This window comes from Planktothrix serta PCC 8927 (assembly GCF_900010725.2).
Taxonomy (GTDB): domain Bacteria; phylum Cyanobacteriota; class Cyanobacteriia; order Cyanobacteriales; family Microcoleaceae; genus Planktothrix; species Planktothrix serta.
Genome location: NZ_LR734877.1, coordinates 543,457 through 569,862, shown reverse-complemented (window position 1 = coordinate 569,862; position 26,406 = coordinate 543,457). Strand labels below are relative to the sequence as shown.

General features: G+C 41.2%; 26 protein-coding genes and 1 tRNA gene. 16 read left to right on the top strand and 11 right to left on the bottom strand.

Features of this window, described 5'->3' with window-relative positions:
* Positions 1-223 precede the first annotated feature (223 nt).
* Positions 224-1,582, top strand: a complete 1,359-nt coding sequence (locus PL8927_RS19140) for a serine hydrolase domain-containing protein (RefSeq protein WP_083624797.1) — start codon at positions 224-226, stop codon at positions 1,580-1,582.
* 98 nt (positions 1,583-1,680) lie between these two features.
* On the opposite strand, the gene PL8927_RS19135 is transcribed toward PL8927_RS19140, so the two are convergent.
* The 3 genes from PL8927_RS19135 to PL8927_RS19125 form a co-directional block, all read right to left on the bottom strand.
* On the bottom strand, positions 1,681-2,382 hold the full coding sequence (locus tag PL8927_RS19135; protein WP_083624795.1) for a Uma2 family endonuclease: 702 nt from the start codon (positions 2,380-2,382) through the stop codon (positions 1,681-1,683).
* A 210-nt stretch (positions 2,383-2,592) separates the two neighbouring features.
* Positions 2,593-2,943 (bottom strand): antibiotic biosynthesis monooxygenase, encoded by a 351-nt coding sequence (locus tag PL8927_RS19130; RefSeq protein WP_083624794.1) that lies wholly within the window; start codon positions 2,941-2,943, stop codon positions 2,593-2,595.
* A gap of 443 nt (positions 2,944-3,386) precedes the next feature.
* Positions 3,387-3,563 (bottom strand): ABC transporter permease, encoded by a 177-nt coding sequence (locus PL8927_RS19125; RefSeq protein ID WP_156093245.1) that lies wholly within the window; start codon positions 3,561-3,563, stop codon positions 3,387-3,389.
* 143 nt (positions 3,564-3,706) lie between these two features.
* Here PL8927_RS19125 and PL8927_RS19120 point away from each other — a divergent pair, with 143 nt between their 5' ends.
* The 3 genes from PL8927_RS19120 to PL8927_RS19110 all read left to right on the top strand — a co-directional run bounded on the left by PL8927_RS19120 (position 3,707) and on the right by PL8927_RS19110 (position 7,273).
* Positions 3,707-4,849: a DegT/DnrJ/EryC1/StrS family aminotransferase gene (locus PL8927_RS19120; RefSeq protein ID WP_083624792.1), complete on the top strand. Its 1,143-nt coding sequence runs from the start codon at positions 3,707-3,709 to the stop codon at positions 4,847-4,849.
* A 235-nt stretch (positions 4,850-5,084) separates the two neighbouring features.
* Complete coding sequence (locus PL8927_RS19115) at positions 5,085-6,758, top strand: ABC1 kinase family protein (RefSeq protein WP_197047475.1); 1,674 nt, start codon at positions 5,085-5,087, stop codon at positions 6,756-6,758.
* Positions 6,759-6,862: 104 nt separating this feature from the next.
* A complete protein-coding gene (locus PL8927_RS19110) occupies positions 6,863-7,273 on the top strand; it encodes a hypothetical protein (protein WP_083624790.1) in 411 nt (136 codons plus the stop codon).
* Between the two features lie 73 nt (positions 7,274-7,346).
* On the opposite strand, the gene PL8927_RS19105 is transcribed toward PL8927_RS19110, so the two are convergent.
* Positions 7,347-8,045, bottom strand: coding sequence for a potassium channel family protein (locus tag PL8927_RS19105; protein WP_083624787.1), 699 nt, complete (start codon positions 8,043-8,045; stop codon positions 7,347-7,349).
* 34 nt (positions 8,046-8,079) lie between these two features.
* Positions 8,080-9,414, bottom strand: a complete 1,335-nt coding sequence (locus PL8927_RS19100) for a TrkH family potassium uptake protein (RefSeq protein WP_083624784.1) — start codon at positions 9,412-9,414, stop codon at positions 8,080-8,082.
* 114 nt (positions 9,415-9,528) lie between these two features.
* Here PL8927_RS19100 and PL8927_RS19095 point away from each other — a divergent pair, with 114 nt between their 5' ends.
* A complete protein-coding gene (locus tag PL8927_RS19095) occupies positions 9,529-10,386 on the top strand; it encodes a methyltransferase domain-containing protein (RefSeq protein ID WP_083624782.1) in 858 nt (285 codons plus the stop codon).
* 54 nt (positions 10,387-10,440) lie between these two features.
* Here the strand turns inward: PL8927_RS19095 and PL8927_RS19090 are convergent, their stop codons facing one another.
* The 3 genes from PL8927_RS19090 to PL8927_RS19080 form a co-directional block, all read right to left on the bottom strand.
* Positions 10,441-11,424, bottom strand: a complete 984-nt coding sequence (locus PL8927_RS19090; RefSeq protein WP_083624779.1) for a transcriptional regulator — start codon at positions 11,422-11,424, stop codon at positions 10,441-10,443.
* Between the two features lie 149 nt (positions 11,425-11,573).
* Positions 11,574-12,626, bottom strand: a complete 1,053-nt coding sequence (locus PL8927_RS19085) for a hypothetical protein (protein ID WP_083624777.1) — start codon at positions 12,624-12,626, stop codon at positions 11,574-11,576.
* Between the two features lie 134 nt (positions 12,627-12,760).
* A complete protein-coding gene (locus tag PL8927_RS19080; protein WP_083624774.1) occupies positions 12,761-13,432 on the bottom strand; it encodes an Npun_F0813 family protein in 672 nt (223 codons plus the stop codon).
* Between the two features lie 263 nt (positions 13,433-13,695).
* On the opposite strand from PL8927_RS19080, the gene PL8927_RS19075 reads away from it, so the two are divergent.
* Positions 13,696-13,769, top strand: a tRNA-Arg gene (locus PL8927_RS19075).
* Positions 13,770-14,682: 913 nt separating this feature from the next.
* Positions 14,683-15,192 (top strand): hypothetical protein, encoded by a 510-nt coding sequence (locus PL8927_RS19070; RefSeq protein WP_083624772.1) that lies wholly within the window; start codon positions 14,683-14,685, stop codon positions 15,190-15,192.
* Between the two features lie 176 nt (positions 15,193-15,368).
* Here the strand turns inward: PL8927_RS19070 and PL8927_RS19065 are convergent, their stop codons facing one another.
* Positions 15,369-15,560: a ribbon-helix-helix domain-containing protein gene (locus PL8927_RS19065; protein WP_083624770.1), complete on the bottom strand. Its 192-nt coding sequence runs from the start codon at positions 15,558-15,560 to the stop codon at positions 15,369-15,371.
* Between the two features lie 168 nt (positions 15,561-15,728).
* Between PL8927_RS19065 and PL8927_RS19060 the strand changes: the two genes are divergently transcribed.
* The 8 genes from PL8927_RS19060 (at position 15,729) to PL8927_RS19025 (ending at position 22,417) form a co-directional block, all read left to right on the top strand.
* The gene (locus PL8927_RS19060) at positions 15,729-16,397 is read left to right on the top strand and encodes a hypothetical protein (RefSeq protein WP_083624768.1); all 669 of its coding nucleotides are present in this window, start codon (positions 15,729-15,731) and stop codon (positions 16,395-16,397) included.
* Entirely contained in the window at positions 16,394-16,570 is a 177-nt protein-coding gene (locus PL8927_RS19055) for a hypothetical protein (protein WP_156093244.1), read from the top strand. Before PL8927_RS19060 ends, PL8927_RS19055 begins: the two co-directional genes overlap by 4 nt.
* Before the next feature lie 269 nt (positions 16,571-16,839).
* Complete coding sequence (locus tag PL8927_RS19050; protein WP_083624766.1) at positions 16,840-17,328, top strand: hypothetical protein; 489 nt, start codon at positions 16,840-16,842, stop codon at positions 17,326-17,328.
* A gap of 51 nt (positions 17,329-17,379) precedes the next feature.
* On the top strand, positions 17,380-17,646 hold the full coding sequence (locus PL8927_RS19045) for a hypothetical protein (RefSeq protein WP_083624764.1): 267 nt from the start codon (positions 17,380-17,382) through the stop codon (positions 17,644-17,646).
* Positions 17,634-18,308 (top strand): hypothetical protein, encoded by a 675-nt coding sequence (locus PL8927_RS19040; protein WP_083624762.1) that lies wholly within the window; start codon positions 17,634-17,636, stop codon positions 18,306-18,308. Before PL8927_RS19045 ends, PL8927_RS19040 begins: the two co-directional genes overlap by 13 nt.
* Before the next feature lie 3 nt (positions 18,309-18,311).
* Entirely contained in the window at positions 18,312-18,665 is a 354-nt protein-coding gene (locus PL8927_RS19035) for a hypothetical protein (protein WP_083624761.1), read from the top strand.
* Between the two features lie 6 nt (positions 18,666-18,671).
* Positions 18,672-18,953, top strand: coding sequence for a hypothetical protein (locus PL8927_RS19030; protein WP_083624759.1), 282 nt, complete (start codon positions 18,672-18,674; stop codon positions 18,951-18,953).
* A gap of 725 nt (positions 18,954-19,678) precedes the next feature.
* The gene (locus tag PL8927_RS19025; protein ID WP_197047474.1) at positions 19,679-22,417 is read left to right on the top strand and encodes a phage/plasmid primase, P4 family; all 2,739 of its coding nucleotides are present in this window, start codon (positions 19,679-19,681) and stop codon (positions 22,415-22,417) included.
* 70 nt (positions 22,418-22,487) lie between these two features.
* On the opposite strand, the gene PL8927_RS19020 is transcribed toward PL8927_RS19025, so the two are convergent.
* On the bottom strand, positions 22,488-23,654 hold the full coding sequence (locus tag PL8927_RS19020; protein ID WP_083624756.1) for a tyrosine-type recombinase/integrase: 1,167 nt from the start codon (positions 23,652-23,654) through the stop codon (positions 22,488-22,490).
* A 224-nt stretch (positions 23,655-23,878) separates the two neighbouring features.
* Here PL8927_RS19020 and PL8927_RS19015 point away from each other — a divergent pair, with 224 nt between their 5' ends.
* Positions 23,879-24,040: a hypothetical protein gene (locus PL8927_RS19015; RefSeq protein ID WP_156093242.1), complete on the top strand. Its 162-nt coding sequence runs from the start codon at positions 23,879-23,881 to the stop codon at positions 24,038-24,040.
* On the opposite strand, the gene PL8927_RS19010 is transcribed toward PL8927_RS19015, so the two are convergent.
* Entirely contained in the window at positions 24,037-26,307 is a 2,271-nt protein-coding gene (locus tag PL8927_RS19010; protein ID WP_083624754.1) for a polysaccharide biosynthesis tyrosine autokinase, read from the bottom strand. The two genes, PL8927_RS19015 and PL8927_RS19010, sit on opposite strands and share 4 nt — an antisense overlap.
* Between the last annotated feature and the right edge of the window lie 99 nt (positions 26,308-26,406).

Sequence of the window (26,406 nt, the reverse complement as noted above, 5' to 3'; positions counted from 1 at the left end):
GGGGTTTAGTGTAATTTTTAAAGATGGCATTCAGCCTTTTAAAATTAACACTAAATCTGGAGAGGTGTGAGTTTTTAATATTATTCCTAAATTCTCTTTATAAATCATGGGGAAATATTATTACCAGAAAATACCTTACCCAGATTTACCTTAAATTCTGTCTAGTTTTATGGGATTATAGACATGATCTAAAACCCAGGTTAAAAAGGACAAAACACCCCAGATGAATATCCGCTCAAAAGGAATTCTATTCACACTTTTCTTAAGTGTTTGTTTACTCGCCATGAGTTTGAACCTGTCAACAAAGGCCGTCGCTAACGAGCAAACCTCCCCTTCCTCTGATGTTGTCTGGACAGCAGAAACATCTAATCCCAATGTCTTGGGTTGGATGAAAGGTTTCCCACCCCCACCTGATAAAATTATCCGTTTTGATAACGGTAGTTATTTTGAATTTCCGCAAATGCGTTGGAGTGTTTGCCATTTTCAACAATTGATGCCTACTCAGTCGGTAAGCCGTAAATTGTTCGGGGCAGTTCCCTTAGAAAAAAACGAATTACCCGAACTCAATCAAGTTACATTCATGCCTTGGGACGCGACAAAACCGATGACCTGGGAACAGGCATTTTCTGCTAATTTTACCGATGGTATTGTTGTGCTTCATCATGGCAAAATGGTCTATGAAAAATTTTCCGGTTGTCTGACTCCTGCTAACCGTCATGCGGCGATGTCCCTAACAAAATCCTTTGTCGGTTTATTAGGGGAAATGTTGATAGCTGAAAACAAATTACAAGAAGATCGATTGATCAAAGATTATATTCCTGAACTAGCCAACAGTGCCTTTGCAGATGCCAGTGTGCGCCAAGTTATGGATATGACAACTGGCTTGGACTACAGCGAAGATTATGCCGATCCTAACGCAGAGGTTTGGCAACACGCAGCAGCAGGAAATCCTCTGCCAAAACCGAAAGACTATACGGGCCCTAGAACTTATTTTGAATTCCTACAAACCGTTAAGAAAAAAGGAGAACATGGTCGTAGTTTTGGATATAAAACGATTAATACTGATGTTCTCGGTTGGTTAATTAGTCGCGCTACCGGACAACCTCTCACCGAGGTTTTATCTGAAAAAATTTGGAGCAAAATCGGTGCTGAGATGGATGCTTTTTTTACGGTTGATTCGATTGGTACACCCTTTGCAGGTGGCGGTCTAAATGCGGGTTTACATGATTTAGCTCGGTTTGGACAAATGCTGCTTAATAATGGTATGGTTGCTAATCAACGGGTTGTTCCTGAAGCGGTGATTGCTAATATTCGTCAAGGTGGCGATTTACAGGCTTTTGCCCAAGCTGGATACTCCTCACTTAAAGGGTGGAGTTATCGCAGTATGTGGTGGATTACTCATAATCAACATGGGGCGTTTATGGCTAGAGGTGTGCATGGTCAATCGTTGTATATTGACCCCGCAGCCGATATGGTGATTGCTCGTTTTGCTTCTTATCCGGTGGCGGGTAATGCGGCTAATGATCCAACCACTTTACCTGCTTATGAAGCGATCGCAGATTACTTACTGAAGCGAGATTAGAATTTAGTTTTCAACATTTTTATGTGATTAAAAACCTCCTCATTTCAATACAAACTATTGGAATGAGAAGGTAAGTTAAAAAGCGATCGCTTATCCTTTTAAAGTTGTTCAGGATCAATTCCTAATTCTCGGAGTTTAGCCGCTAACTTATCAGCCCGTTGCTGTAATGTTTCTCGTTGTTGTCGCTCTTTAAAAGCAACTTCTTCAGGCGTTAAAACTAATTCACCTCCGGCTGTAAAAAATCGTAATTTATGATCAAGAACGCCTAAAAATAGGTCTAATTGTTGACTCCATAACCAGCCGTTTTCATTGGGTGAAATCGGTTGATATTGACCCTCAACAATATGAAATCCGGCAAATTCTAAAGTCTTTGGATCAAACCAGAAATAGTCAGGAGTACGAAAAACATCCTGATAGATTTCTTTTTTTTCTCCGCGATCAGTATCAGCCGTTGTTTTGGATAACATTTCAATGATGACATTAGGATATTTGCCATCTTCTTCCCAAACAACCCAACTATTACGGGGTTTTCGTTCAGTTCCCAAAACTACAAAAAAATCTGGCCCGCGAAATTCTTCGGATTTTTTTTGACGTTGACTATAATAAATGGTTAAGTTGCCAATGGCATAAAAATCATCTCGATCTTGCCATAACCATTCTAACGAGTTAAGTAAAAGTAGAATTTGGCGGAGATGGAGTTCGCTTTCCAATGGGGGCTCCTGACTCAATAAATCACTGGGCGGAAATTGCACTTCATTGAGAAGTGTTGGGGTTTGGATTTGTTCTTCAACAATAGACATTATTGAATATCCGTTAGGATGAGTGTTTTTTGATTATAGTTTATCAAAATAGCGATCGCACCTTTCCACACCAGAAGATCACATCGCTTATAATAGTTCTAATCTTTAATTAATCTAAAATGAATCACTATTAGGGAAACATAAAACCCGCGCCTGCGGGTTTTTTTTGGTGTAACAACAGATTTTAATCTGTCGAAACCGATAAGAATTTTATCGCAGTAATGCTTCTGCGAGTTGCTCTAAACAAATAGCACTGCTGACTTCATAAAAGGATGTCGTGGGTGCTTTGATAAATAAAGTCGCCATTTCATTCATAATGGCTTGATAGGCTTCTGTTTGATTATCGGACATATCCATATCGCCAATATCTTCCCAAAAAATAATGGCAATTCCTTTATCAGTTCCGGGTTCTTGGAGTAAATAAGCCCCTTGAAAGCCTTGTTTATAAGTGGCTACGGCTTGTTCAAATAATGTTTGAGCTTCTTTAAATTTACCAGGTTTGAATTCACCGATAGCAACGTAGGCGACTTTTCGTCTTAGAAAATCCTGAAATTCAGACATAAGTTAACTGACGTAATAAACAGTATTGACGCTCTGCACCCTAAAGAGACGCAGATTCTTTAAGACTGTGCTTAAATAGAATTTTTGGCTGTATTCTCAGGGGAGAGAGGGTGGATGGCAAATGCTATTATTTTCAATCACAATAGTCACTTGAAATCCCGTCTTTTACAAAAAAATTAATTTGATTGTTCCCTCTATTTCCCACAAGTGAACGAAAAATGAGGCACTCCCCCACAGGAAGAATTGATTACCCCGGTTCTTGGGATGCAGATTCAACCTTCCAGTAATTCTACCAGTTTAATCACCAAAAACCATAGAGAATAATTAAGAAATGAGATAATTAAGAACTTCTAAGGAACTAAAATCAAAATCCCTTGAATTGGGCATCAGCGTTGAAACCTTCCTGATAAATCCCAAAAGTCAGTAGCAGGGTTTTCATTAAGTTAGCAAAAACTAACAGAAACAGAATCAACACCTGAAACGGCAACAGCATCTAAAGGATTAACCCTCGCTAACAGTTCTCCCGACAATACCCCCGGTATTGTAATTAACCCCACCGTCATCATTCCCTGTAACGTAGGAGGGGATGCCAACTCGCCACCAGCAATTGCCCTTGTCATCCTAAACCTTGCCAAGCAGAAATAGCAATTGTGATCGCGGCGCAGTCTTCATAAAAGCCCCAAGTCTGTAAAATCTAAGGAAATCAAAAAAAACGTTCCTCAGAAAACGAACTAACTTTCAATTTTACTTGGTGGTGTGAAACGTGAATACAGTCCCTCCCCTTGATCTAAGCCAACAGTACAAACTGATTCAGGATGAAGTAAGCCAAGCTGTGCAAGCGGTCTTGGCTTCGGGTCGTTATATTGGAGGTTCAATCGTCGAAGCCTTTGAACAAGAGTTTGGGCAATATATTGGAGCCAAAGAAACCATTTCCTGTAATTCGGGAACCGATGCTCTCTTTTTGGCATTACGCGCTTTTAATATTGGGCCAGGGGATGAAGTAATTACTACGCCGTTTACCTTTATCGCCACAGCCGAAATGATCAGTGCGGTGGGGGCAACTCCTGTGTTTGTCGATATTAATCCCCAAACCTTTAATCTCGATCTTGAACAAATTCCCCAAGCCATCACCGCCAGAACTAAAGCCATTATTCCGGTGCATTTATTTGGTCAACCTGTGGATATGACCCGGTTAATGGCGATCGCCCAATCCTATCATTTAGCGGTAATTGAAGACTGCGCTCAAGCAACGGGAGCAAGTTGGCAAGGGCAAAAAGTCGGCAGTATTGGACATATTGGTTGTTTTAGCTTCTTCCCGACTAAAAATCTAGGGGCCTGTGGGGACGGTGGTGCAGTGACGACCCAAGATCCCGCCCTCGCCCAGGCCATGAAAATCATCAAAGAACATGGTCAAGCCAGTCGCTATAGTTCCGAAACCGTCGGCATTAATAGCCGTTTGGATGCCTTACAAGCGGCGATTTTACGGATCAAACTCCGTTATCTCGATACTTGGAACCAACAACGGCAAACTCTAGCTCGACGTTATCACCAATTCCTCTATCCTCTGTCGGAAATTATCACACCCCAGGAAATTGCCTGCGGCCAGAGTGTTTGGAACCAATACACGATTCGGGTTCAATCCCCCTCCGATGCTGTATCTACCCTCAAGCCACGAGATCACCTGCGAAACTACTTACAAGAACAGGGGATTGGTTCGATGATTTACTATCCCATTCCCCTGCATCGGCAACCCGTTTATCAAAGTTTAGGATATTCAGCCGAGCAACTCCCGATTGTTGAAGCCGTTTGTCAGGAAGTCTTATCTTTGCCACTATTTCCCGAACTATCTCCAGATCAACAAGATCAGGTAATTTACGCCATTAAGGAGGGTTATTCAACAGTGTAAGTTTTGTTAACAGATGCTAATGTATGCTAGAGTTTAGGATTAGTTCAAACCCCACAATTGTAGAAACACGCCATAGCGCGTCTCTACTCTACGGTGCTATTTTTGTATACTGTAGTGTAATGAAACGTTAAAAAATTTCACAAATCCAGGTTAACAACGGGGTTTTGGTTATCGCTGAATAGCCAACACTCCTCCCCCATCTAAAATCTAACTGTTACAAAAGGAATATTACTGAGTGAATCCACACCAAGTTAAATCAGAACGACGCTACAACCCAGAGGAAATTGCCCGGTATTATCGCCGTCGTCCTTGGCTGGCAATTGGCCGAATTATCATGGTAATTTGGTATTTCACCGGGTTTCTTCTGGGGCTATTGTGGGATCAATGGCAACATCGAGGCGTGGAACATACCCCCGAACGCGCAGCCCACCTTCGTCACGTTCTCACGGATTTAGGCCCGACTTATATTAAGGTCGGTCAAGCTCTTTCCACTCGTCCTGATTTAATTCGCAAAGATTTTTTAGAGGAATTAACTAAACTTCAAGATCAATTGCCTCCTTTTAACCATGATCAGGCTATGGCAATTATTGAAGCGGAATTAGATCAAGATTTAGATATTATTTACAGCGAAATTTCTCCTGAGCCAATTGCTGCGGCGAGTTTAGGTCAAGTCTATCGCGCTCGACTCCGAACGGGCGAAGATGTGGCGGTTAAGGTACAACGCCCGAATTTATTACCTGTTTTGACCTTAGATTTATATTTAATGCGCTGGGCTGCGGGATGGTTATCTCCTTGGTTGCCGTTAAATTTAGGTCATGATTTAACCTTAATTGTCGATGAATTTGGGATTAAGTTATTTGAGGAAATTGATTATATCAATGAAGGGCGGAATGCTGAACGCTTTGCCACCTATTTTGCTGATGATCCTCATGTTAAAGTTCCCTCGATTTATTGGCGTTACACCACAACTTGTGTTTTAACTTTAGAGTGGATTAATGGGTTTAAACTTACGGATACTGATCGAATTAAAGCCGCCGGATTAGCTCAAGATTCTTTAATTGAAATTGGTGTCACCAGTGGTTTAAAACAATTGTTAGAATTCGGCTTTTTCCATGCTGATCCTCACCCCGGTAATTTATTTGCTCTGGCTGATGGTCGGATGGCATTTATTGATTTTGGGATGATGGATCAGTTGCAACAAAACACCAAAGAAACTCTAGTGGATTCAGTGGTGCATTTGATTAATAAAGACTATGATCAACTGGCTCTTGATTTTGTTAAATTAGGGTTTTTATCCCCCGAAACTGATATTAGACCGATTATCCCCGCCTTAGAATCGGTTTTAGGAAATGTCATGGGAACCAGTGTTAAGGATTTTAATTTTAAAACGATTACCGATAGTTTTTCGGAATTGATGTATGAATATCCTTTCCGAGTTCCGGCTCAATTTGCCTTGATTATTCGTTCTCTGGTGACGCAAGAAGGCATTGCTTTAAGTTTGAATCCTGATTTTAAAATTGTGGATGTGGCTTATCCTTATGTGGCTCGTCGGTTATTAAATGGGGAAACTCCAGCGCTGCGCCGTCGTTTAATTGAAGTCCTATTTAAAGATGGGAAATTCCAATGGCAACGATTAGAAAATATGATTGCGATCGCCCGTTCAGATCGGAATTTTGATCTATTACCAACGGCACAATTAGGATTAAAATATTTATTGTCTGATGAGGGAGACTTCTTACGACGACAAATTATTTTGGCGTTAACAGAAGATGATCGCCTCCATACCGCAGAAGTTCAACGATTATGGAGTTTAATTCAACCGGATTTACAACCCAGTCGTTTATTCGATGCGGCTTGGGGTGCAATCTCCCAATTTTCAACTGATCAAGTTGCGGCTCTGAAACTTTAATTGTTGAACAAAAGGGAACAGGGAACAGGGAACAGGGAACAGGGAAGAAGTAAAAAACTCGGTTAACAGTCAACCGCCAACCGTTAACAACCAACCCATAATTTATGTATAATTCTGCCGATCCACCTTTGCTTTTACTGGTTGTAGGTTTATTCATTGGAATAACCTCCTGTACCGCGTTTGTTGTCAGTCTCAAACAACTGTTAAAAGAATGGTCAAAAAATCGCTCAACTCGTAATTTAGCCAACCTGCGAGGTGTTCAAGTCGTGTTTCCATTTTCGGGAATAGCGTTAGGAATTTGTATTTTTCTGGCTTCCTGTTTGCAGGTTTTTGCTTTTTCAGGAATCATTGCTTATGGGTTTTCTTTTCCTTTAACAGTGTTAATGGCGGGATTAGTTTGGTATCAGTTAACTCGGTTATTTAATCAACTCGAAAAACGGGGTTTAAGAGGGATTGATTTAGACGATTTAAGTTTAGGTAAAATCATCCCTCAACAAAATCTACGGGACAATTAATCACAGATTAAGACAGATTTCACAGATTTCACAGATTTAAAGATTAAGAAACCTGTAATCTGGGAAATTCTTTCTAACCTGCTAAACGATTAATATCCTGATTAGAACCGACAACAACTATTAGAGTTCCTTTGTAAAGTCGTCGATTAGAAAGGGGATTTATTTCCATTTTATCCCCTTCATTTTTGATCGCTAAAAGATTTAATCCATAGCGACGACGGAGTTCTAATTCAGCAATAGTTTTGCCATCAAATTCATCAGGAACAATCATCTCTACAATACTATGTTCCGCATCTAGTTCAAATTGTTCAATTAAACGCGGACGGGTTAATTGTCGAGCTAATTGTTGTCCCATTTCCTGTTCGGGAAATACGACCATATCAGCACCAACTTTATTTAATAATTTAGCATGGGTTTCTGATGAAGCTTTTGCAACAACATTGGGAACACCCCCTTCTTTTAGGTTTAAAGTGGTGGTAATACTTTCAGCCAAAAAACTCCCCACAGCCACAATTACCGTATCAAATTCTAAAATTCCGGCTTCTCGAAGTGCAGAAGTTTCCGTTGAATCTAATAGTAACGCATGGGAGGCAATTTGATCACTTAATGCCGAAGTTACTCGTTTTTCTTCTTTATCAACCGCGAGAACTTCATAACCGTTTTTGTGCAATGTTGAACAAACCGCACTCCCAAAGCGACCTAATCCAATCACTGCAAATTGTTTTTTTTCGGTTCTGAGATTGCGTAAAAAATTCCAAGAAGAAAGATTCATATTATTGGTTTTCAAGACAGAGAAAATTAAGTTTTTATCCGACTAAAAGGTTTTCTTCAGGATAGTCAATAGAGGTTGGTTTAGGATCACCTAAAATCGCTGACATTAACAACAATACCCCAACCCGTCCCATATACATTATACTAATAATAATCAGTTTACTCAAGGGGGTTAAAGTCGCTGTAATTCCCGTCGATAATCCCACCGTTGCAAAAGCAGAAACGACTTCAAACAAAATGGGGTCAAAATTAATTTCAGGTTGGCTTAAAGAGATCAGAATTGTCGAGATACAAATGACTATAAATGAACCAAATAAAACTCCAATAGCTTTTAAAATTAAAGGCAGTGGAATTTGGCGTTTATAACAAATCACTTCTTCTCTTCCTTGTAAAGCAGACCGGGTAGAATTAAATAAAATCCGAACCGTTGTCGTTTTAATTCCTCCTCCAGTTCCCCCTGGACTAGCTCCAATAAACATTAAAATAATGGTTATAAATAATCCTGAAACTGTCAATTCCCCAATATTAATCGTATTAAATCCTGCGGTTCGGGTCGTTACCGATTGAAACCAAGCCGCCATGACTTGATCAGGAAAATTAAGGGGTTCTAAGGTTCCGGGATTACGATGTTCAGTGAAGAAGAATAAAACTGTTCCTAAGATTAATAGAAAAACGGTTGTGGAAGTAACAACTCGGAAGTGAATGGAAAAATCCCGCCGCAGGGGATGTTGATAAAATTGATTCCGAATCCATAAATAAAGTTCTTGAATCACTTGATAACCCAAGCCTCCCCAAATAATTAGAAACGTAATAATAAAATTCAATAAAGGAGAGTGAACATAGCGAATAAAACTATCAGATAATAAGCCAAATCCTGCATTATTAAAGGCACTGATACTATGGAAAATAGCGAACCATAATCCCTGATTCCATCCCAAATCAGGAACAAACACAAATAACAAGAGAAAAATACCTGTTAATTCAAAAATAGCGGTGGTTGCCACAATAGATTTTAATAAAGGAACAGCCCCCGCTATTCCCGAAGCATCTAAGGATTGTTGTAAAGCTAATTTATCCTTGAGGCGAAACTTTCGACCTAATACTAATAGTAAAAAGGTGGTGACGCTCATGTATCCTAATCCTCCCACCTGTACCAGTAACACTAAAATAAACTGGCCCCAAAACGAGTAAAATTTGCCCACATCTACAACGGATAACCCTGTCACACACACGGCAGAAGTGGCTGTAAATAAAGCGGTTAGAGGATTACCCCAAGTTCCCTCACTCAAGGAAAAAGGCAACATCAGCAATATTGTCCCAACGGTAATCACCGCCAGGAAACCTAAACCAATCGTTCGAGATACGGTCATGGGAGTTGATGATAAATCTTTAAGTTCAGTTACAAGACAATTCCGAATCAATAGGATCATACTGTAGAGAGGCTTACCTAAGTGTGTCCGAAAAAAATTCTTTGATGGATTCAGATGAACTCAACTTTATATCAGCAAATTCAGCAATTCTATGATTCTTCTTCTGGTTTGTGGGAACAGATTTGGGGAGAACATCTGCATCATGGGTATTATGGGCCAAATGGAACCCTAAAAAAAGAACGACGTCAAGCCCAAATTGATTTAATTGAAGAACTTTTAAACTGGGGATTGACCTCAAACCCTTTAATATTATCTCAAATTCTCGATGTGGGCTGTGGTATTGGGGGAAGTAGCTTATATTTAGCCGATAAATTTCAGGCTGAGGTCACAGGCATTACCCTCAGTCCCGTTCAAGCTAAAAGAGCCACAGAACGCGCCCTAGAAGCTCAGTTACAGGCAAAAACGAAGTTTTTAGTAGCTGATGCCTTAGAAATGCCGTTTGAGGCAAATAGTTTTGATTTGGTGTGGTCTTTAGAAAGTGCTGAACATTTCCCGAATAAAATTAAGTTTTTGCAGGAATCCTATCGCGTGTTGAAACCCGGAGGAACTTTACTGATGGCGACTTGGTGTCATCGTCCTTTAGACGGAAATGCCGGACAACTCAACGATGCAGAACGTCGCCATTTAGCCGAAATTTATCGGGTTTATGCCTTACCTTATGTAATTTCCTTACCCGAATATGAAGCGATCGCCACTCAAATAGGGTTTAACAATCTCCAAACAGCCGACTGGTCAACAGCCGTTGCGCCTTTTTGGAATACGGTCATTGATTCCGCCTTCGATCTCCGCGCCCTAATTGGTTTGGTATTCAGTGGTTGGACAACCATTCAAGCCGCCTTAGCCTTACCTCTAATGAGTCGAGGCTATGAAACTGGATTAATTCGTTTTGGTTTATTACAAGCAACAAAATAGAGACGGTGTTGTCTGTTAACAGTCAACAGACAACAGACAACAGACAACACCCCTTCAAAACCGATAGACTTGCCCATCAATTAACAGTCTGGTGATTCCTTTAGCCTGTAGATAGGGGGCAGCTTTTTTCAGCAGTCGGCCATCGGGGACTTTAAAAACCCGTTGGTTCCGTCCTGAGAAACGACTAGCTACCCGGTGATTATCAAATACAGGAAGGGTTTTTTCCAGAACTTCCTCCTCTGGAATTGTTCCTAACTCACTAAACGTTCTCAGGGGTTTAGCAATTAATTCTGAAGATCGGTCAATGACTAAATAGCAAGTTCTGGGTAGTGCTATTTCAGTTAGGGGCAAAATCTTAATTAAGGCTGCACCTGCACTAGCTAGAGCATTAGAAAATAGGCTACGCCGATCTCCGCCATTATCTTCGTCCTCCTCCTCGTCCCCAAACTCTTCTAGGTAGTCCTCTTCATCCTGATTCTCATCATGCTCATCATGCTCATCATGCTCATCATGCTCATCATCCTGATCATCCTCATCATCCTGATCATCATAGTCCCCAAAGACATGACCCCTGGATTCAAGCAGATCCTTTGCTAACAGTTCCTCTAAGCCAGGAGTAGAGGGTTGATAATTAGACTTTGAAGTCTGTATAGAATCCAGTTCTAAGGGATTAGAAGAGTCGAATTCAAAAATGGACGAATCAAGATCAGATGAACGTTTACGCTTTCGAGGCAGTATGAGTGTAGATTCGTGCGGAATCTCCAAGAGTTCTGGTATCTCTAGCTGAACATCCTGTTGAGACTCATCTAAATCACTCATATCCTCTGAGGAACGTTTACCCGCACGATGAAGACGCTGTTTTTGAGTGGTCAGAATGTCATAGACATCTTTAGGAACAGCACTTTGCAGGACTCGTCTCACCGTTGAGCTACTGACTCCATAGCGTTCTGCCAAAGTAATCGTTGTTTCCTCTGGCACATCTTGATAGAGCCTAATAATTTCCTGCTTTTCCGATTCAGATAGTTTCGTGGATGTCATTGAGTTGGGAGTCTCTTGAGGTCGAAGGATTAGGGTGGACTCTCCCCGGCAGAAGCCACCGGGCTTCCTTATGAGGAGGGGAGAAGGATTAAACGGGATTTCCATTGATCTCGATCAGGTTGAGATCGAAACCCCAACAGGTGAATCGATTAACCTTTCGCCGTGCGTCTACCCCGTCGGCTTTGACGAGAACGGGTTGAGATGTCGTACTCCAAAATCGCTCCAACAGCAAATAAAACACCCGTAAATACAAAGAAGACTTCTAATAAGCCGCCACTTTCATATTCGCCTTCGAGTCGGGAGTCAGCCCATTTGAAGTACATATCCGCAATGTAGAGGGAAAAGATAGCAAACGCAATCATACGCCATGATTGAGAAAACCGTCCTCCCCAAAAGGCTAAAATTAGGGCCGTTGCCAAAATTAACAGGAAAACATCCCCAATGATATAGAACAAATTCACCCCAAATTCCAGGGGTTCGAGTTTGCTATCAATGGCTTCTACCCATAAAGGGACAGAGGTGTTTTCCTCCTCTGATTCAGTTTCAGAAGCAGCCTGAGTTTTAGCCCCAGGTTTCTCCAATTTAGGAGCAGATTTAGGGGCAGATGCCACAGAGGATGGAACTGAAGCCTTAGCAACCTGTTGTTCAATGGCCACAGGTTCCGGTGAACCCAACAATCCAAAAAAGGTGGGGCTTGCAACCCATAGACCAAAAGCCGTTCCGGCGACAGCCACCCCCAACAATGCAACCCACTGGGCAATTTCTAAATCCACTCGTTTAGAGAGGACAGCCAGAATCATCCCAGCCCCAAGAAAGATATAGCTGAGAACGTAAAAAGCATCAGCGATGGAAACCGCCGGGTCTAAATGCCAGACGAGTTCCCACACACCAAAGAGGACGCCCCCGACAAAGTAGAAAAACACCCCTAAACCGATACACAACCAGACGTTGCGACCGCTAACCATCTGGGGACTTTGCCAGTTTCTATAACAGACAATCGCTGCTGCCAGAAATGCCCCTAATTCAAAAACGTAGGTTCCGATGGAGTACCACAGAGGTAACTCCTCTCCTTCGGCTGTCACACTAAACAGCAGGAAGAATAACAAGGCAAGAACAGCCCACACAATCCCTGTAATCACCATGCCCTGTGCCGAAAACAGGGAGGAAGATAAGGAGGACTTTGGTTGTGAAGTGCTACTCATAGGATTAAAATAACTAGCAACTTAAAGAATCAAGACAAAGTTTAGAGGCTGATCGTCTTTAACTTCAGCATTTCAACAATGGTCTGTAGTAAGATCGTCCCATATTTAGGTCAGATCAGCTAGTCTAACATTCGTCAATTCATGATCCATAGCTTGCCCAAAGACGACTGATTCAACCAACTGATAAATAGATCCCGATCATCGGCTGGCAGACCTTCAAGAACTTCTTCTATCCCTTCTGCAAAACTGGTATTGCCAAAATAGCCTTTTCCTAAGTTATAGAGTTCTTGCAGCAAGGTGCTGAGGTGATTCTCTTGCCAAGGCGGAACTTTAAGGCCATCAAGGGGATTCAGGGTCAGGAGTGTTTTCACAGCCTCCGCATTATCCGCTTGGGGAAACTTGGACTTCTGAAAAATTTTAATTAAATCTTTTTCAAAAGAACCTGCTTGTCTAGCCCCTAACAAGTCTTCAATATCAAAATACACCGCTTGCAAAAGGAGTAAGCTGGCTTGAGTCAAAATGGGTAATTTGGTGTCTGTTCCACCGTGACCTTCTCCCAAGAGTTGATCTAAACGGACTTTCCCCCAGACACTATATCGATCTGGTTCTTCTAATAGGACACAAGCTTTTCCCTTGTTATCAGTGAGATCCCGCCACAATGCTCTCGCCTCTTCAGCTTGTTGGGCGCTAAACATTTTCATCAGGCGAAATGTCTGTCCCTGATAATTTAAAACAGGAATTTGCTGGTCTCGATGAGGGTGTTGAACCGTCGTTATTTCAACATCCGTTCGTTTTAATATAAACATGACACTTATGCACCTACTCCTGTCCTGGCGGTCGGCTGTGTCTTTAGATTGTAGTCTTTAACTTCTGTCTTCGGCTAGAAGCATCAGACATTTCCGTAAAGAGGTGCTAGAACACACCTTTACAGGTTACAATTGGCTTGAGATCAAACCTATTGTTTCCGCCATTTACTCAGAATAACACGGCATCTGTCAATGACTTGAGCAAAAGTCTTTTGAGGTTCTGTTAAAAATTGAGAAGGAATAAGGTAAAATCTCTATATGTTGGGTGTGTAACTCAGGTGGATAGAGTAGCGACCTTCTAAGTCGTCTGTCGGGGGTTCGAGTCCCTCCACACCCGTTCAATATCAAGCCTTTCAGCCCCTATTTTTGATTTTTAATGTCTACGCAATGTCTACGCGAAATTTGTAGACATTCCGTAGACATTCTCCTAACAGCTTTTCTAACAACACCCAACTTTCTGAACTGCCGGAGCTACTAAAACCCATAATCTTAAAGGTTGATTCAATAGGCTGAAAAAATGGGGCGGGTTTGAGCAATTTTTTTAATCCCAACGACAACGACGCTGATCGCTCTCCCAATCCCTAGAGAAAACCGATAAAGCAAACAGTCAGAGCCAGACTTTTACAGGCAACCCCACAGAATATAAGCAGACCTTGAACAACAAGCCCCCATCATTTATATCTACGGTTCTGCTAATCCACTGCGGTCAGAATTCAGGGTTGTGGGAGTCGTTGGCTCCGAGTTGTTGCAACGTCTCTCGGATTGTGTGTTTAGTCTTTGCCACATCACCGCCCTGGAAGCTTAGGACTCTATTCAATACCTGGATTACCAGGGAGATAACTGGATTATTAGCCACCTAAATACCCCACTAATTCAGTGCCGCAGCTTATCCCAGGTTTTTAGGCGCGTCTTTAATTACAGTAGCCACAGCAGTAGGAATATTAGTAATGTTTTTTTGAATTTAGAGTTTAAATTTTATTCATTTGTATATCTAACTGGTGCAACTGGTGCAAACCCTTGATATATAAGGATTTAACTGGTGCAACAACTGGTGCAGAACTGGTGCAACAACTGGTGCAACTGGTGCAACTTCTCCAAAAACCACCCCCAACAGATAACCACCCCTAACGGAATGGGACGGGAGGGGGGTAGGGTTGACTATTGTTAAATTAAACTTGAATACAAGTATTGACATCCTCAAAAGATGACCATAGGATGAAGGTAGAAACTTGAATACAACTTTATAACCTATGGCTACTGATGAGATTATGGTGAAGCCCAAAGGGGGACGGGGTAAACGGGCCGACTACAACACCGTCCAAGTTAGATGTCCTGAACCCATTAAATCGGCCGTTGTTAATCTGATTAATCAATGGCATCTGGGAGAGGTTCAACAATCGGAACCAGTGACAGAATTAACGGAACTGCAAGCGGAAATAGAGGCATTAAAACAAGCCAACAAAAACCTGAATACAACTATTGAGGAGCTAAGGAAACGGAATAAACAACTGGACAATACCCTTGAGATTAATACCCTAAAAGCTGAGTTGACGGAGTGCAAACTAAACCTGAATACAAGTATGGAGACAATAGAACAGCTAAACCTGAATACAAGTAAATGTGTAACGGAACAATCAAACCCGAATACAGGTATAAATAAAGCAGCAAGGGATATATTAGAGGATGCCCTAACTCTAAAAGCCAACGCCGGGGGTAAGATTAAAGATGCTATCAGACAAGCTTTAACCCTTCTGAAATAGAATAAAAAACCATCCTTTTAACGGGATGGTTTCTATATATTATGAGGTAGTTTAATTTTACCTTAAAACCTACGACTTGCTATTGTCTTGATTGGAATTAAAAACTAATCTTAGACCCAACAAACAACCCCCAGGCAAAATGCTAGGGGGTTGAATTGTTTGTAATGGCATTTTGTCTACTTGCCTTCCGAGTTCTCTATATAACGTTTCAGGATTATGGACACAAGGTTGCTCAACGTCCTGTCCTCCGAATCTGCCAGTTTCTCTAGGCGTTCTTTGACATCGTGAGGAATGTAAGCGGTTATTCTGGCTTGTTGAACTTTGCCACCCACATCAACAGGTTCCTTTACAAAAATTTGTGTAGTCATCTACTTGCCATCCTATCACTTCATGCTACTATAGTTACCATGCTACCACAGCACGAGTTAGTTGTCGTTAGCTAGTAATAGCTAAACAGCCAATTAAAACCCACTGGCGCGAATTGGAACCTCTCACCAGTGGGTCTATAACCCCTACGAATAGGAGATGACTCTATTATGACGTCAGCTAGTGTAGCCGTTAAGCGGCTTCAGTCGGAATCTTTACAACAGAAAACCCTAAGCGAACTCAAACAAGACGCGGCTGAGATGGGATTGAGTAAAGAAGATGTGAAACAGTTTGGCAGTTTGACCTATAAACAAACCTGGTTAACTGCCATTGGAGATGCGATCGCCCGTGAATTTGAAGCGACCGAAACAGTGGAAGATATCGCTGTACAGCCAAACGAAGACCCCACAACCGAACCAGAAGCAACGGAAATCGCTTGCTTAATTGATCACCCGGCGCTGTGTGAAGGGGAACTACGAGAACCCGCAGAGGGTAGCGATTATCTGGGAAGCGATGACCGAGGTTTACCGACCCATTGGGCTTTATTTGATGAGGACGCGGGTAAGGTAGATATTTACTCCCTCAAAGAGTCAGACCCTATCACTCCGATTGTCACGATTGGGAACATTGGGGAAAAAATGCTTACCCTTACCCAACCCAGTGCCACGCCCTTGAGAGATGAGTTAACGGAACGGATGCGCCGTTATGTGGGTGAGACTATGACCCCGCAGGAATTTGAAGCGCTCCAACATGAACCTCTGGATGAGATGACCGCCGCGATTTATCTGGGTTGGTTAGAAGGGAGTGGACAGGATTTGATTGAGGCATTAGCAGCATGAAACCCACCGGAATTGTGGACTATGTAGCGCCTTGGTTTATTCCGTTATTCTGTTTTCTTGCGGGTTGGTTTCTCAATACAGTTATTGAGGTCAAAATTAATCCTGTAACAGGTTTATATAGCCATGAGAATTACCACGAATATTTATCTAAGGTACGGGCTAACCATCGTTAAAATTGACTTTGCATTGTTTAGCACTTTTGCTAGTTTGTTTATTTCAAAAGACGTTCAACTAGACGGGTCTTATGAAAAGAAACATACCAGTAAAAAATATAGCCTTCGTTTCTTCACTAGAGAATACAAGGAACATTGGAAATGGGTAAAATTTGCCTGGTTTGATAATACAGTCAAACCCCCATATAATACCCCTGAAAATTACAACTCCATCCCTTTCTGATTCTCTACTATATCGCTGTAACACTGATTCAGCAAGGAGTTCAAAAATGTTAAGTTACTTCAAAGGCGATGACCTTAATAGCGGTAGTATTGCACCCGTGCAGGGTCAAGCTAACAATTTAGACGCTAATTCTGTACATTCTAAATCCGCTAATAACGCTATTACCCCTGACAGCCCTGGCAGTTGGAAGGCTTACCGAGCCGTCCCAGTTGTCACAGAAGCCCGTGCTTTTACTGAAGAAGAGGCTGACGCTTTAACTGAATTTGAAAAACAGGAACGGATGAAACGTAAAGCCAGTAAAAAGGCTTATGAAAAGTTAGAAAAGATTGGCAATCATCAAACTGCCATTAACCGTCATCACGAAAAATATCGCCGTAATGAAGCCCGGAACGAAAGACGGATTCAAGGCTATAAAAACACCAGTGCAAAATATCTGCATTCTCTACGCCCTGAATACGCAAAACTCGGTCAAGGGTTAGAACAATCTGCTCAACAAGCTGACCAAGCAATTAACGCTTTAATGGGTCAACTTTAAAACAATAACCCGTGTCAAAACGGCACGGGTTAGCATGAGGAAAAGCGCAACATGATTCAATTTTACCGCATAATTGGCTTCTTTTTACTGATAGCGAGTAGTGCTTCCCTTGCCTCCCTCCTGGCCCGTTTAATCCAAGATTTAAGAGAACCCGCTTTCTGGGTATCACTGATTTTATCTCTGGGATTAGGTATCGCAGGAACCGTCATCTATTGCACTCGCAACCCAGAGACGCAGGACTGGCTTTTTACTAGCTTAATCGTTGTGGGTTTTGCGATCGCTTTAATTATTGGGGGACTAATTCAATGGTCACGGTGATCAATCCTGTCTCTCATTCAGAAGCCATCAAACAGAATTGGAAACTGTTACACAGTATCAACATTCTTGCCTTGGTAACGGCAGTTCCTCTGTGGTTTGTTACCCCGTTCTTAACCCGTAACCCAGAGTCAAACGGATGGCATAAGTTCTTTCGTTTTACCTCTATCGGTTACGCCATTGCAGTCGGTTCAACTTCCCTCTATTTTTCTAATCAACTAGGGAAAATGAAGCCCAAAATTGACGCAATGAATAAGCGAGAAATTGCTGAATTCAAGCACACAATAGCCAGTGATTTATTCCTAGCTCAAGGTACTAATTCAGCCATTGCACAATTCGTTTTAACCGAACGTCAAAGCAGTTTAACCCCTGTAACTGAGTTCCCAGAAAGTTCCGAAGTGGAACTCTCAGACCCTAGCGTTCATCGGCAGTTCCCAAAAAGTTCCGAAAGTTCCGAAAGTTCCGGGAACTCGGAACTCTCTAAGGGAACGGAACGGGAACGAAACTTGGAACTTTTTATGGAACCCGTCTTAGAAGCACTAGAAAACGGCTTAAAAGATTCCGACATTATTAAAGATGTCATGGGATTTAAGGGAAGACGTTACGCAGACGGGAAAGTCATTTTAAATGATATTAAATCCTATCTTGACCTAGAGGAAGGTTAACCCATGATTCGCCGGACTTTGAAATACACCAGAGCCTTAGAAATTGATTCCGAATTTACCCACCTTTCTAGCGATGAATTGTACAGTCATCTACAAGATAAAGGCTATTACTGGGATTCTAATATGTCTCGTTGGGTTTATACCCCTGGAGAAGAGAACGACCCGGCTAGTCAGTTAATTAAAATTCGGCTTTGGTACGACAGAAATCAGGTCAAGGATTTAGCAGAAAAGCTAACCGAGTTAATGACTGATGTAGGATTCCGTTCTGTTGAGTCATCCTCTATTTATCCTTGCCGTCCCCCCAAAGGAAACGACGGCAGAATCTATCTAGTCTTCCAACCACCAGAAACCCTTTGATATGTCATGAAACCCGAAAAAACCATGATCTGTCTTGATAGGTCAATCCTGGAAAAAATCACCAATGACTTACGAGAATTGACAGATGAAGCTTCACAATTATTGCGGTATTACCATCTTGTTGTTGTGGCTTCTACAGATGAGAGTGAGCACCCCCCTTATGTTCAATTAGATAACGCTCTATTCCTCCTCAACCTGTTTCTGAGAGAATGGGATAGAGAACGGATTGAGCAGTTTACTGAAGACTTGGACAAAGCTCACCAAAAGTTCCGAGAGATTTTAAGGTGAAATTTAGAAAGGGTTGCACTTTGTTGTACCCCTTTCTAAAAAGCTCATGTTGTCAAGGTGACGCAAAATTCTGACGAATTTAGAAGGATACGATGAAATACCTTTACCGGACACTTTAAGGATTTACCGTCGCTTTTGAGAGATGTTACAAGAGTTTCACCAACATTGAAAAACAGTGGTGTAATGAAGGTGTAACGGTTTATTTTTACATCTCAACATGAAAAAGCAACCCCGGTGTAACAGAGTCGTTTTCAAGATCAATGATGCCGAATTGTTAAAACTTAAACGCTATGCAGCGAAGAAAGGAACAACGGTGTCAGGACTTTTGAGGATGTATATCCACCGCTTGCCCGCTATCCACAATCATAACTCACAAAGTCAGGACGAGTCTTGTTAGTTCTCCAAAAGACATGGGTTGTTACAGTGCAAAAAAAAATGTATTATCGAGTCAGGTAGGGCTATTTAGAGATTTAGCAAGTGTTAAGGCAAATGATGGAAGCGTATCTATAAACGCTTAAAAATATTTGTTGGAGATTATATGCAATTAGTTCTTCTTGACTTCTGGGATTAGAAACTTAGCTACAAACGTTTGATCAGAGATAGGGAAAACAAACTGTGTCGTTACGCCATTTTACTTATTAAACTTCTATTCTTTTACCCATTAAAAGCAGTATCGCCATTCCTGGGTAAGGGGGTAGGAATGACGATCAATGGAGTTTTTGAAAATGATACATACAATGATAACAGAATCTACAAAATCCACACAAGACAACCGCACATTACCCAAAGATAGTCAAGTCCTGTATGTCGCTACAGAGCATTTACGGGAATGGGTAGAAGGTAGCGCCGTCAGCAATGCGATCACCAGTCCAAACATTGAATCTATCAGCGCTGAAGAAGCCAACAAGCGGGTAAAACCCAAAAACCCAATAAAAGACCCCGGATGGTGGTGTCGGGGTGTTAACTGGAGAACTGGAGAATATCTCTCAGAGCGTCATGGCCAGTTCAAGCCCAACCATCCTCACCATAACCCCGAAACAAATGAGAACTCTAAATATTTAACAGCCAGTCGGATGACCCCGGATGCGATGTTCCTGAAAATGCCCGGAAATGACAACTACTGGCAAAACATCTATGACAGTCTTAGTAACCCTATCCTCTGGACAGAAGGAGCCAAAAAAGCCGGGGCGGGTTTATCCATTGACTTCCCTACCATTGCTTTAACCGGGGTTTGGAATTGGGGCAAAAAAGGAAAATTCGCCCCTGAAGTCTTAAACTGGATTCAACGTGGGGGGGTACAGTACATTGGTTTTGACTCAGATTACCGGGAGAAACCCCAATGTAGAGACGCCATTCGTAAATTCTGTACTTTAGCTAGAGAACACGGAACAGAGCTTAGGATTGTTTCGTGGAGCTCTGAGTGGAAGGGGATGGATGATTTCATTAAAGCCAATGGTAAGGAAGCTTTCTTAGATGCAATTAAGATGGCTCAAACTGTTGAACAGTGGGAGAAGCAATTCACCAAAGATGATGATAAACCCTCAAAAGGTAGACCCATCCCTAGGTTAGTTGCCAAAGAGATTGCAGAAGACTTTCAACAGCGTTTTAAATACCACAACCAACAACAAACATGGCGGTATTGGAATGATAAATACTGGGAAAAATATGATGATGGTTCCTTCTTATCTGCCGTCAAAACCATCTTAGATTCTAAGAATGTTAACTACAAAGGGCACGCATTTTTAAAAGATGTTGTCAACCTGTTAGAGTGTGACTTGCGGGCGAGACACTGGAAAACATTTGACACTAGCAAATATATTGCCTTTAGCAATGGGGTGTTAGAAGTTTCTACCGGAAAACTGTTAGAACATTCTCCGGGTTTTGGGTTTATTTCTCATCTTCCCTATGACTATAAACCTATCATTATTCAGGACAATATCTTAGACACCTTAAAAACTGGATGCCCTGCGGTGTATCGGTTTATGACGGAAGCGATGAAAGGGGATGAACGCGGCATTAAGAAACTTTTAGCCGCGATTAACGGGGTAATTAAATTTAGGTTTAGTGAGTTACAGCAATTTGTTCATCTGTCAGGGAAACCGGGTACAGGTAAAGGAACATTCTTAAGATTGCTGCAAAAATGCGTCGGTAAAGGCAACTATCAAGGGTCTAGTTTATCGTCTTTGTCCAGTGAATATGAACTAGCCTCTATTATTGATAAACAGTTAGTTATCTTTTCCGATGAACGGAAACAAGTTGGCTGTGAAACAATTTTGAAGTTAACCGGGGGGGATGATATCCGGTTTAGGGAAATTCGGAAAAGTCCGGGGTCAGCGCCTTTCCTAGGTACAACTGTTATCGCTAGTAATCACACCGTTTTTGCTGGAGATACCACTGGGTTAGATCGGAGGCTGTGCTTAATTCCGTTTAACAATCCGGTTCCAATTCAAAAACGGACGGGGGAACTGGAACATTTAATGGATGAGGAAATCCCTCAATTAATTGCTGTTGCCCTGCGGTTATCTGATCACGAAGTTACCCAACTCATTAGAGGTTATGGGGATGCGGATATTGCAGAATTCAAGCTGCATGAATGGCGGATGAAGATGGAATCTAACAGTGTTGCCGCGTTCTTTAACGATACTTTGGTACTTGACCCAACGGCTGAAACCCGTGTGAGTTTCCTTTTTGATGTCTATAAAGATTTTTGTGAAAAGGCCGGATTGAAGCCACTATCTCAAGTTAAATTCCCTAAACACTTAGACGAATTATGCAGCGACTATTTAGGGGAAAAGGTGACTTGGGATAAGTTACGCCGTCATTCCCATTTTGTCGGATTGCGGGTAAGAACTGAAGATGACGACGGTTTACCCAACTATGAACAATATTTGATGAAATTAGCAGAAGCGAGTCAACTTGCACCAGTTGCACCAGTTGATGCACCAGTTGATGCACCAGTTGATGCACCAGTTAAACCCTTATCTGATAGGGGTTTGCACCAGTTGCACCAGTTTGAGGGGGGGTTGATAGAAAATAATATTTCTGATCAACATTCAGAAGTTCAACCCGTAGAAATTCTCCAAACAGAACCCGAAAATCTCCCGCCGTCAAAATCCACATCTAAGCCGAAACCGTCTGACGCTCAGAAGGATTTTGAGTTTATAACCAAACTAAATAATGGCGATAAACTTTCCCAGAGAGAACAGCAAGTTGTCAACCTGATTAAAGATACCTTTCATCAGATTCTTAAGTGGGAGAAAAAAGAAGATTTTTTGAAGGACTGGAAAGAACTAACACTCGCTCAGGTTCACCTAGCTGACCTAGTATTGAGATGGCACAGCAAAGGAGAGAAGTTTTTCACCAAGTTTTTACCCCGATTGGGAATTACCCCGGCTGAGTTAGGACTATCTGACCCCACTCCTAAACCCATAGAACCGGACGGTGATCAGATGTCATTGTTGTAGTGATTTAACTTTTTCCCTAGCTCAACTTCAGAGGAAATTAACTTTAATAGTTGTCCTCTGAAGTGAAGCATTAGACTGGAAGAATTAGATTAACGGTGCTATCAAAATAATGCTTTTCAATAATAGAAACGCTGGTATCGCACCACTTAGCAACGCTGAGGGTAGGGACACTGCTATTGACTTGTTCAGTGATGAAAGTATCACGACAAGAATAGGGGGTTGTATTCCGTTGAACAATAGGGTCAACAATTTTATCCCAAGCCCGTTGAGAAAAATTATTGTAATTAATCGGACTACCTTCAGGGCTAGGGAAAACTAAATCATTGACATTAACATCATCAGGTTTAATAGAATTCATAAACTCTCTGAGAGCTTGATTCATGGGGAACTTTCTAACCTTATTATTTTTACTACCTTGATTTTTAATAACCTTCCCTCCTACTGTTGTAATAGATTCTTTAAAGGCAACATGATTATTATTTACATTTCCCCATTTCAAGCCAATCGCTTCACTCGGACGACAACCTGTTAGGAATAGAAACTGAACTAACGGATAATAATGGCGGTAACTGTTACCCGGTATGACGTGATTACGAAAGGCTTCTAAGATTTTTTCCTTCTCTTCTTGAGTAAAGGCGTTAGGCTCTGGTTCGTTTCTTTCGTAGTTATCCTTAAACTCTTTTGCCATTCCGTCAAATGGGTTATCCCCCCTTAAAAGTTTGGCTGATAATGCCCACTTAAACGCTGCATTGATTTGTTGCAAAACTTTCTTGGTGTAACCTTCAGAGGTATTGTTAACCAACCATTGACGCAACTCTAAAGCCTGATAGGGAGAGGTTACACCAGACTTTTTAATCAGAGGCAAAATACACCGGGTTCTGTGGTGTAATGTGGCAATTTTCCAGGTCGGTTTTTTATACTCAATAAACTTTTGATAAAGTTCAACCAGTGCAATATCTGGGTATAGTTCCGAGACTTTATTTTTATAAGAGTGGCTTTTATGGCGCGGTTTATATCGTTCTAGGGTGACATCAAGTTGATCAAACCGGATATCAGCATTGATTGCATTACAAATCTCTTCAGCCTTTTTTCTATCAGTTGGACTATCCGCCTTTAGTCCCAAAGCAAAAGTTTTAACCTTGCCATTGAACAAGCTTCTGGGGAAAACAATCCGCAGGTTTTCCCCATTTCTTTCTATCCGTGCCAAACCTCTCGGACTATATGTGAATGTTTTCATTTGTCTACTCAGGTCACAACTCTATCTAGCCTCAATTGTCTACGCAATGTCTACGGATGTCAAAAACCAGTAGATAGAGTCAAGCTTAATAAGTTTACCCAGTAGGAAATACAGCCATTTATGAGCTATGACCTTCTAAGTCGTCTGTCGGGGGTTCGAGTCCCTCCACACCCGTTCAATATCAAGCCTTTCAGACCCTATTTTTGATTTTTAATGTCTCCAAAATGTCTACACCCGTTCCATATCAAGCCTTTCAGGATTCGCAAAAGTGTAGCAAAAGTGTAGGAGAATTTACTCCACGTTTGCTACACTTTTTGCGGCTGAGAACCGAAGATGACCGTTCCCCCAACTATGAACAATACCTATGGAATCAAAATTCTACTTAATAATCCCGATAATAATGGGTTTCTTGTTTATCCCCATTAGCAACCATTCCTAACACGGGAACCCCGGCGGTGTTAATTTCCCGCAGAGCTAAACTAAAGGCTTCTCGGTCGGTTTTTCCTAAACCTACAACCATCATTAACCCATCAGTATAAGGAGCCAATAAATTAGCATCAGCTAACCCTAAAACCGGGGCGGTATCGTAGATAATTAAATCGAAGGATTCCTGCAATTGTTTCATTAACTCTTGCATAGGTTTTGAGGATAATAACCGAGTCGGATCTGGATAATATTCTCCGGCGGTTAACACATATAAATTCTCGTCATAGGGAACCTGTTGAATAACCGTTTGAAACTCTAATTTTTCCGTAATAATATTAGTTAAACCTTGTTGATTTTTCACCTCTAACATGGTATGAATTCGAGGACAACGCAAGTCAGCATCGACTAATAAAACCCGTTGACCCATTGCAGCGGCTCCTTGGGCTAAATTCATCGCAATCGTTGATTTTCCATCGGCTGGAGTTGCAGAAGTAATCACACAGGAACGCACAGAACCTTCAGGATTGAGTAGACGTAAATTTGCATTTAACGCTCGGAATGCCTCTTGGAATGGGCTACAAGCGGGATAGGTGATATTAGAAATATCGATAGTAGGAGCAATAGAACCCGGAAGGATTAATGCTTCATTACTAGCAGGAATTACCCCTAATAACGGTAAACTAATACTATCAGTTACTTCATGAGTTGTGCGATAAACAGTATTCAACCTTTCCAGAATTTGAGCGGTAATTACCCCTAAAAATAATCCGGCTAATCCTCCTAATGCTAAATTCAAAGGAACATTCGGAGAAACCGCCATTAATTCTCCATTCATTTGACTGGGAATGCGAGGAGGTGCAATCAATTCCCAGGGTTCCGATTTCGTTTTGGGAACGACTTCTAATTGCATCGCTTGGCGTTTATTCGTGAGTTCTGTCAGTTGAGTATTGGTAGTTTTTAACTGTTGTTGTAAATCGTTATAACGACTAAAAACCACCGGGAAAACTTGGGAATATTGGTTAAATTCTTGAGTGGCTTTTTCTAAAACTTCATTTCTAACCTTCAACATCTCAATATTATTAGCAGTCATCACTAACTGCTGGATGAGTTCCATTCTAATAGAATCTTGAAACCGGATAATATTAGGATCAACTTGATTAGAATTTTTTCCTAAAATCCGTTTCGCTTCCTCTTCTAATAAAGGCAATAATTGCGATCGCTGATCTAATAACACTTGAATTTGAGGAGCAGTCCCTTTAAAACGGGCAGATTCAATCGCAATTTTTGTCTCTAATTGTAATAACTCTTGTAGTAAACTTTGATATTGGGGAGACTGACTTAAGGCGGATGCGAGTAACGCCTCTTCGGGTTTTAATCCTAACTGTTTTTGTAAGGTTTGATATTGAGATTCTTGTTGTTGAAGTTGAGCTTTAGTTTCTAACTTTTGGGATTGTATTTGACTATTTTGTTGAGCTAAATATTGAGTTTGCAGTTGCGGATCAATAAAGTTATATTGTTGTTGTAGTTTTTGAATTTCTTGTTTAATTGGGGGAAGTTTTTCCTCTAAACTGGCAATTTGCTCTTGAATTAGCTTGAATTGTTGTTCACGCTCTTGGGCTTTGTTATCTTCAGGAATACTATATTTTAAATAGCCTTCTGCTAGTTTTTCTAAAACAAATTGCACTTTCTGAGGTTCAGAATCTTGATAACTCACCTCTACAATTCGAGTCTCTTTTAACGGTTTAATCGAGAGAATATCATTTTTAAGAAAGGTTTGTCCTGTGGTTTTATTAAATAGAGAATCATAAGTAACTTCAGGATAGCGGGTTTGAATTGCTTTAAGAATTCCTGACAATAATTTAGGACTTTGTAAAATTTCAACTTGAGAATAATAATCTAAATCTGGCTTCCCTTCTAAATTAGACGCTTGAGGTTCAAGTTGAGGCTGAGATTCAACTAAAATTTGAAACGACCCTTTATATTCAGGAGTCTGATTAATTGTCCACAGATAAACTCCCGCAGTAACGGCTGTTGTCACCCCTAAAACAGCAATAGCTCGTTTCCATAACACCTGCAAAAAATTAGATTTTTCTCCCTGATTATATTCCAAAGGATATAAATCCGCATCATAATATAAAGGACTCCCGGAAGGAATTCTTTCTACAGAATACAGAGGTTTATTTAGAGAGTGACCAGCAGATAACCGAGATAATTTCCTAGTTTTCATATTAATTTTGGGGGTAATTTCAACAATTTAAGTTTTGTAAATGCAGAACACTAATCAACCATCATCTCTATCCTCAGTTATAACAGTCGAGCTAAAACA

Coding starts and splice junctions, on each gene's coding strand:
- PL8927_RS19070 (WP_083624772.1), top strand. CDS start 14,683: ATGGCTACTGATGAGATTATGGTGAAGCCCAAAGGGGGACGGGGTAAA.
- PL8927_RS19035 (WP_083624761.1), top strand. CDS start 18,312: ATGATTCGCCGGACTTTGAAATACACCAGAGCCTTAGAAATTGATTCC.
- PL8927_RS19130 (WP_083624794.1), bottom strand. CDS start 2,943: ATGTCTGAATTTCAGGATTTTCTAAGACGAAAAGTCGCCTACGTTGCT.
- PL8927_RS19045 (WP_083624764.1), top strand. CDS start 17,380: ATGATTCAATTTTACCGCATAATTGGCTTCTTTTTACTGATAGCGAGT.
- PL8927_RS19030 (WP_083624759.1), top strand. CDS start 18,672: ATGAAACCCGAAAAAACCATGATCTGTCTTGATAGGTCAATCCTGGAA.
- PL8927_RS19060 (WP_083624768.1), top strand. CDS start 15,729: ATGACGTCAGCTAGTGTAGCCGTTAAGCGGCTTCAGTCGGAATCTTTA.
- PL8927_RS19135 (WP_083624795.1), bottom strand. CDS start 2,382: ATGTCTATTGTTGAAGAACAAATCCAAACCCCAACACTTCTCAATGAA.
- PL8927_RS19140 (WP_083624797.1), top strand. CDS start 224: ATGAATATCCGCTCAAAAGGAATTCTATTCACACTTTTCTTAAGTGTT.
- PL8927_RS19080 (WP_083624774.1), bottom strand. CDS start 13,432: ATGTTTATATTAAAACGAACGGATGTTGAAATAACGACGGTTCAACAC.
- PL8927_RS19105 (WP_083624787.1), bottom strand. CDS start 8,045: ATGAATCTTTCTTCTTGGAATTTTTTACGCAATCTCAGAACCGAAAAA.
- PL8927_RS19010 (WP_083624754.1), bottom strand. CDS start 26,307: ATGAAAACTAGGAAATTATCTCGGTTATCTGCTGGTCACTCTCTAAAT.
- PL8927_RS19090 (WP_083624779.1), bottom strand. CDS start 11,424: ATGACATCCACGAAACTATCTGAATCGGAAAAGCAGGAAATTATTAGG.
- PL8927_RS19110 (WP_083624790.1), top strand. CDS start 6,863: ATGTATAATTCTGCCGATCCACCTTTGCTTTTACTGGTTGTAGGTTTA.
- PL8927_RS19055 (WP_156093244.1), top strand. CDS start 16,394: ATGAAACCCACCGGAATTGTGGACTATGTAGCGCCTTGGTTTATTCCG.
- PL8927_RS19065 (WP_083624770.1), bottom strand. CDS start 15,560: ATGACTACACAAATTTTTGTAAAGGAACCTGTTGATGTGGGTGGCAAA.
- PL8927_RS19050 (WP_083624766.1), top strand. CDS start 16,840: ATGTTAAGTTACTTCAAAGGCGATGACCTTAATAGCGGTAGTATTGCA.
- PL8927_RS19040 (WP_083624762.1), top strand. CDS start 17,634: ATGGTCACGGTGATCAATCCTGTCTCTCATTCAGAAGCCATCAAACAG.
- PL8927_RS19025 (WP_197047474.1), top strand. CDS start 19,679: ATGATACATACAATGATAACAGAATCTACAAAATCCACACAAGACAAC.
- PL8927_RS19100 (WP_083624784.1), bottom strand. CDS start 9,414: ATGACCGTATCTCGAACGATTGGTTTAGGTTTCCTGGCGGTGATTACC.
- PL8927_RS19015 (WP_156093242.1), top strand. CDS start 23,879: ATGTCTACACCCGTTCCATATCAAGCCTTTCAGGATTCGCAAAAGTGT.
- PL8927_RS19085 (WP_083624777.1), bottom strand. CDS start 12,626: ATGAGTAGCACTTCACAACCAAAGTCCTCCTTATCTTCCTCCCTGTTT.
- PL8927_RS19095 (WP_083624782.1), top strand. CDS start 9,529: ATGAACTCAACTTTATATCAGCAAATTCAGCAATTCTATGATTCTTCT.
- PL8927_RS19125 (WP_156093245.1), bottom strand. CDS start 3,563: ATGACAAGGGCAATTGCTGGTGGCGAGTTGGCATCCCCTCCTACGTTA.
- PL8927_RS19020 (WP_083624756.1), bottom strand. CDS start 23,654: ATGAAAACATTCACATATAGTCCGAGAGGTTTGGCACGGATAGAAAGA.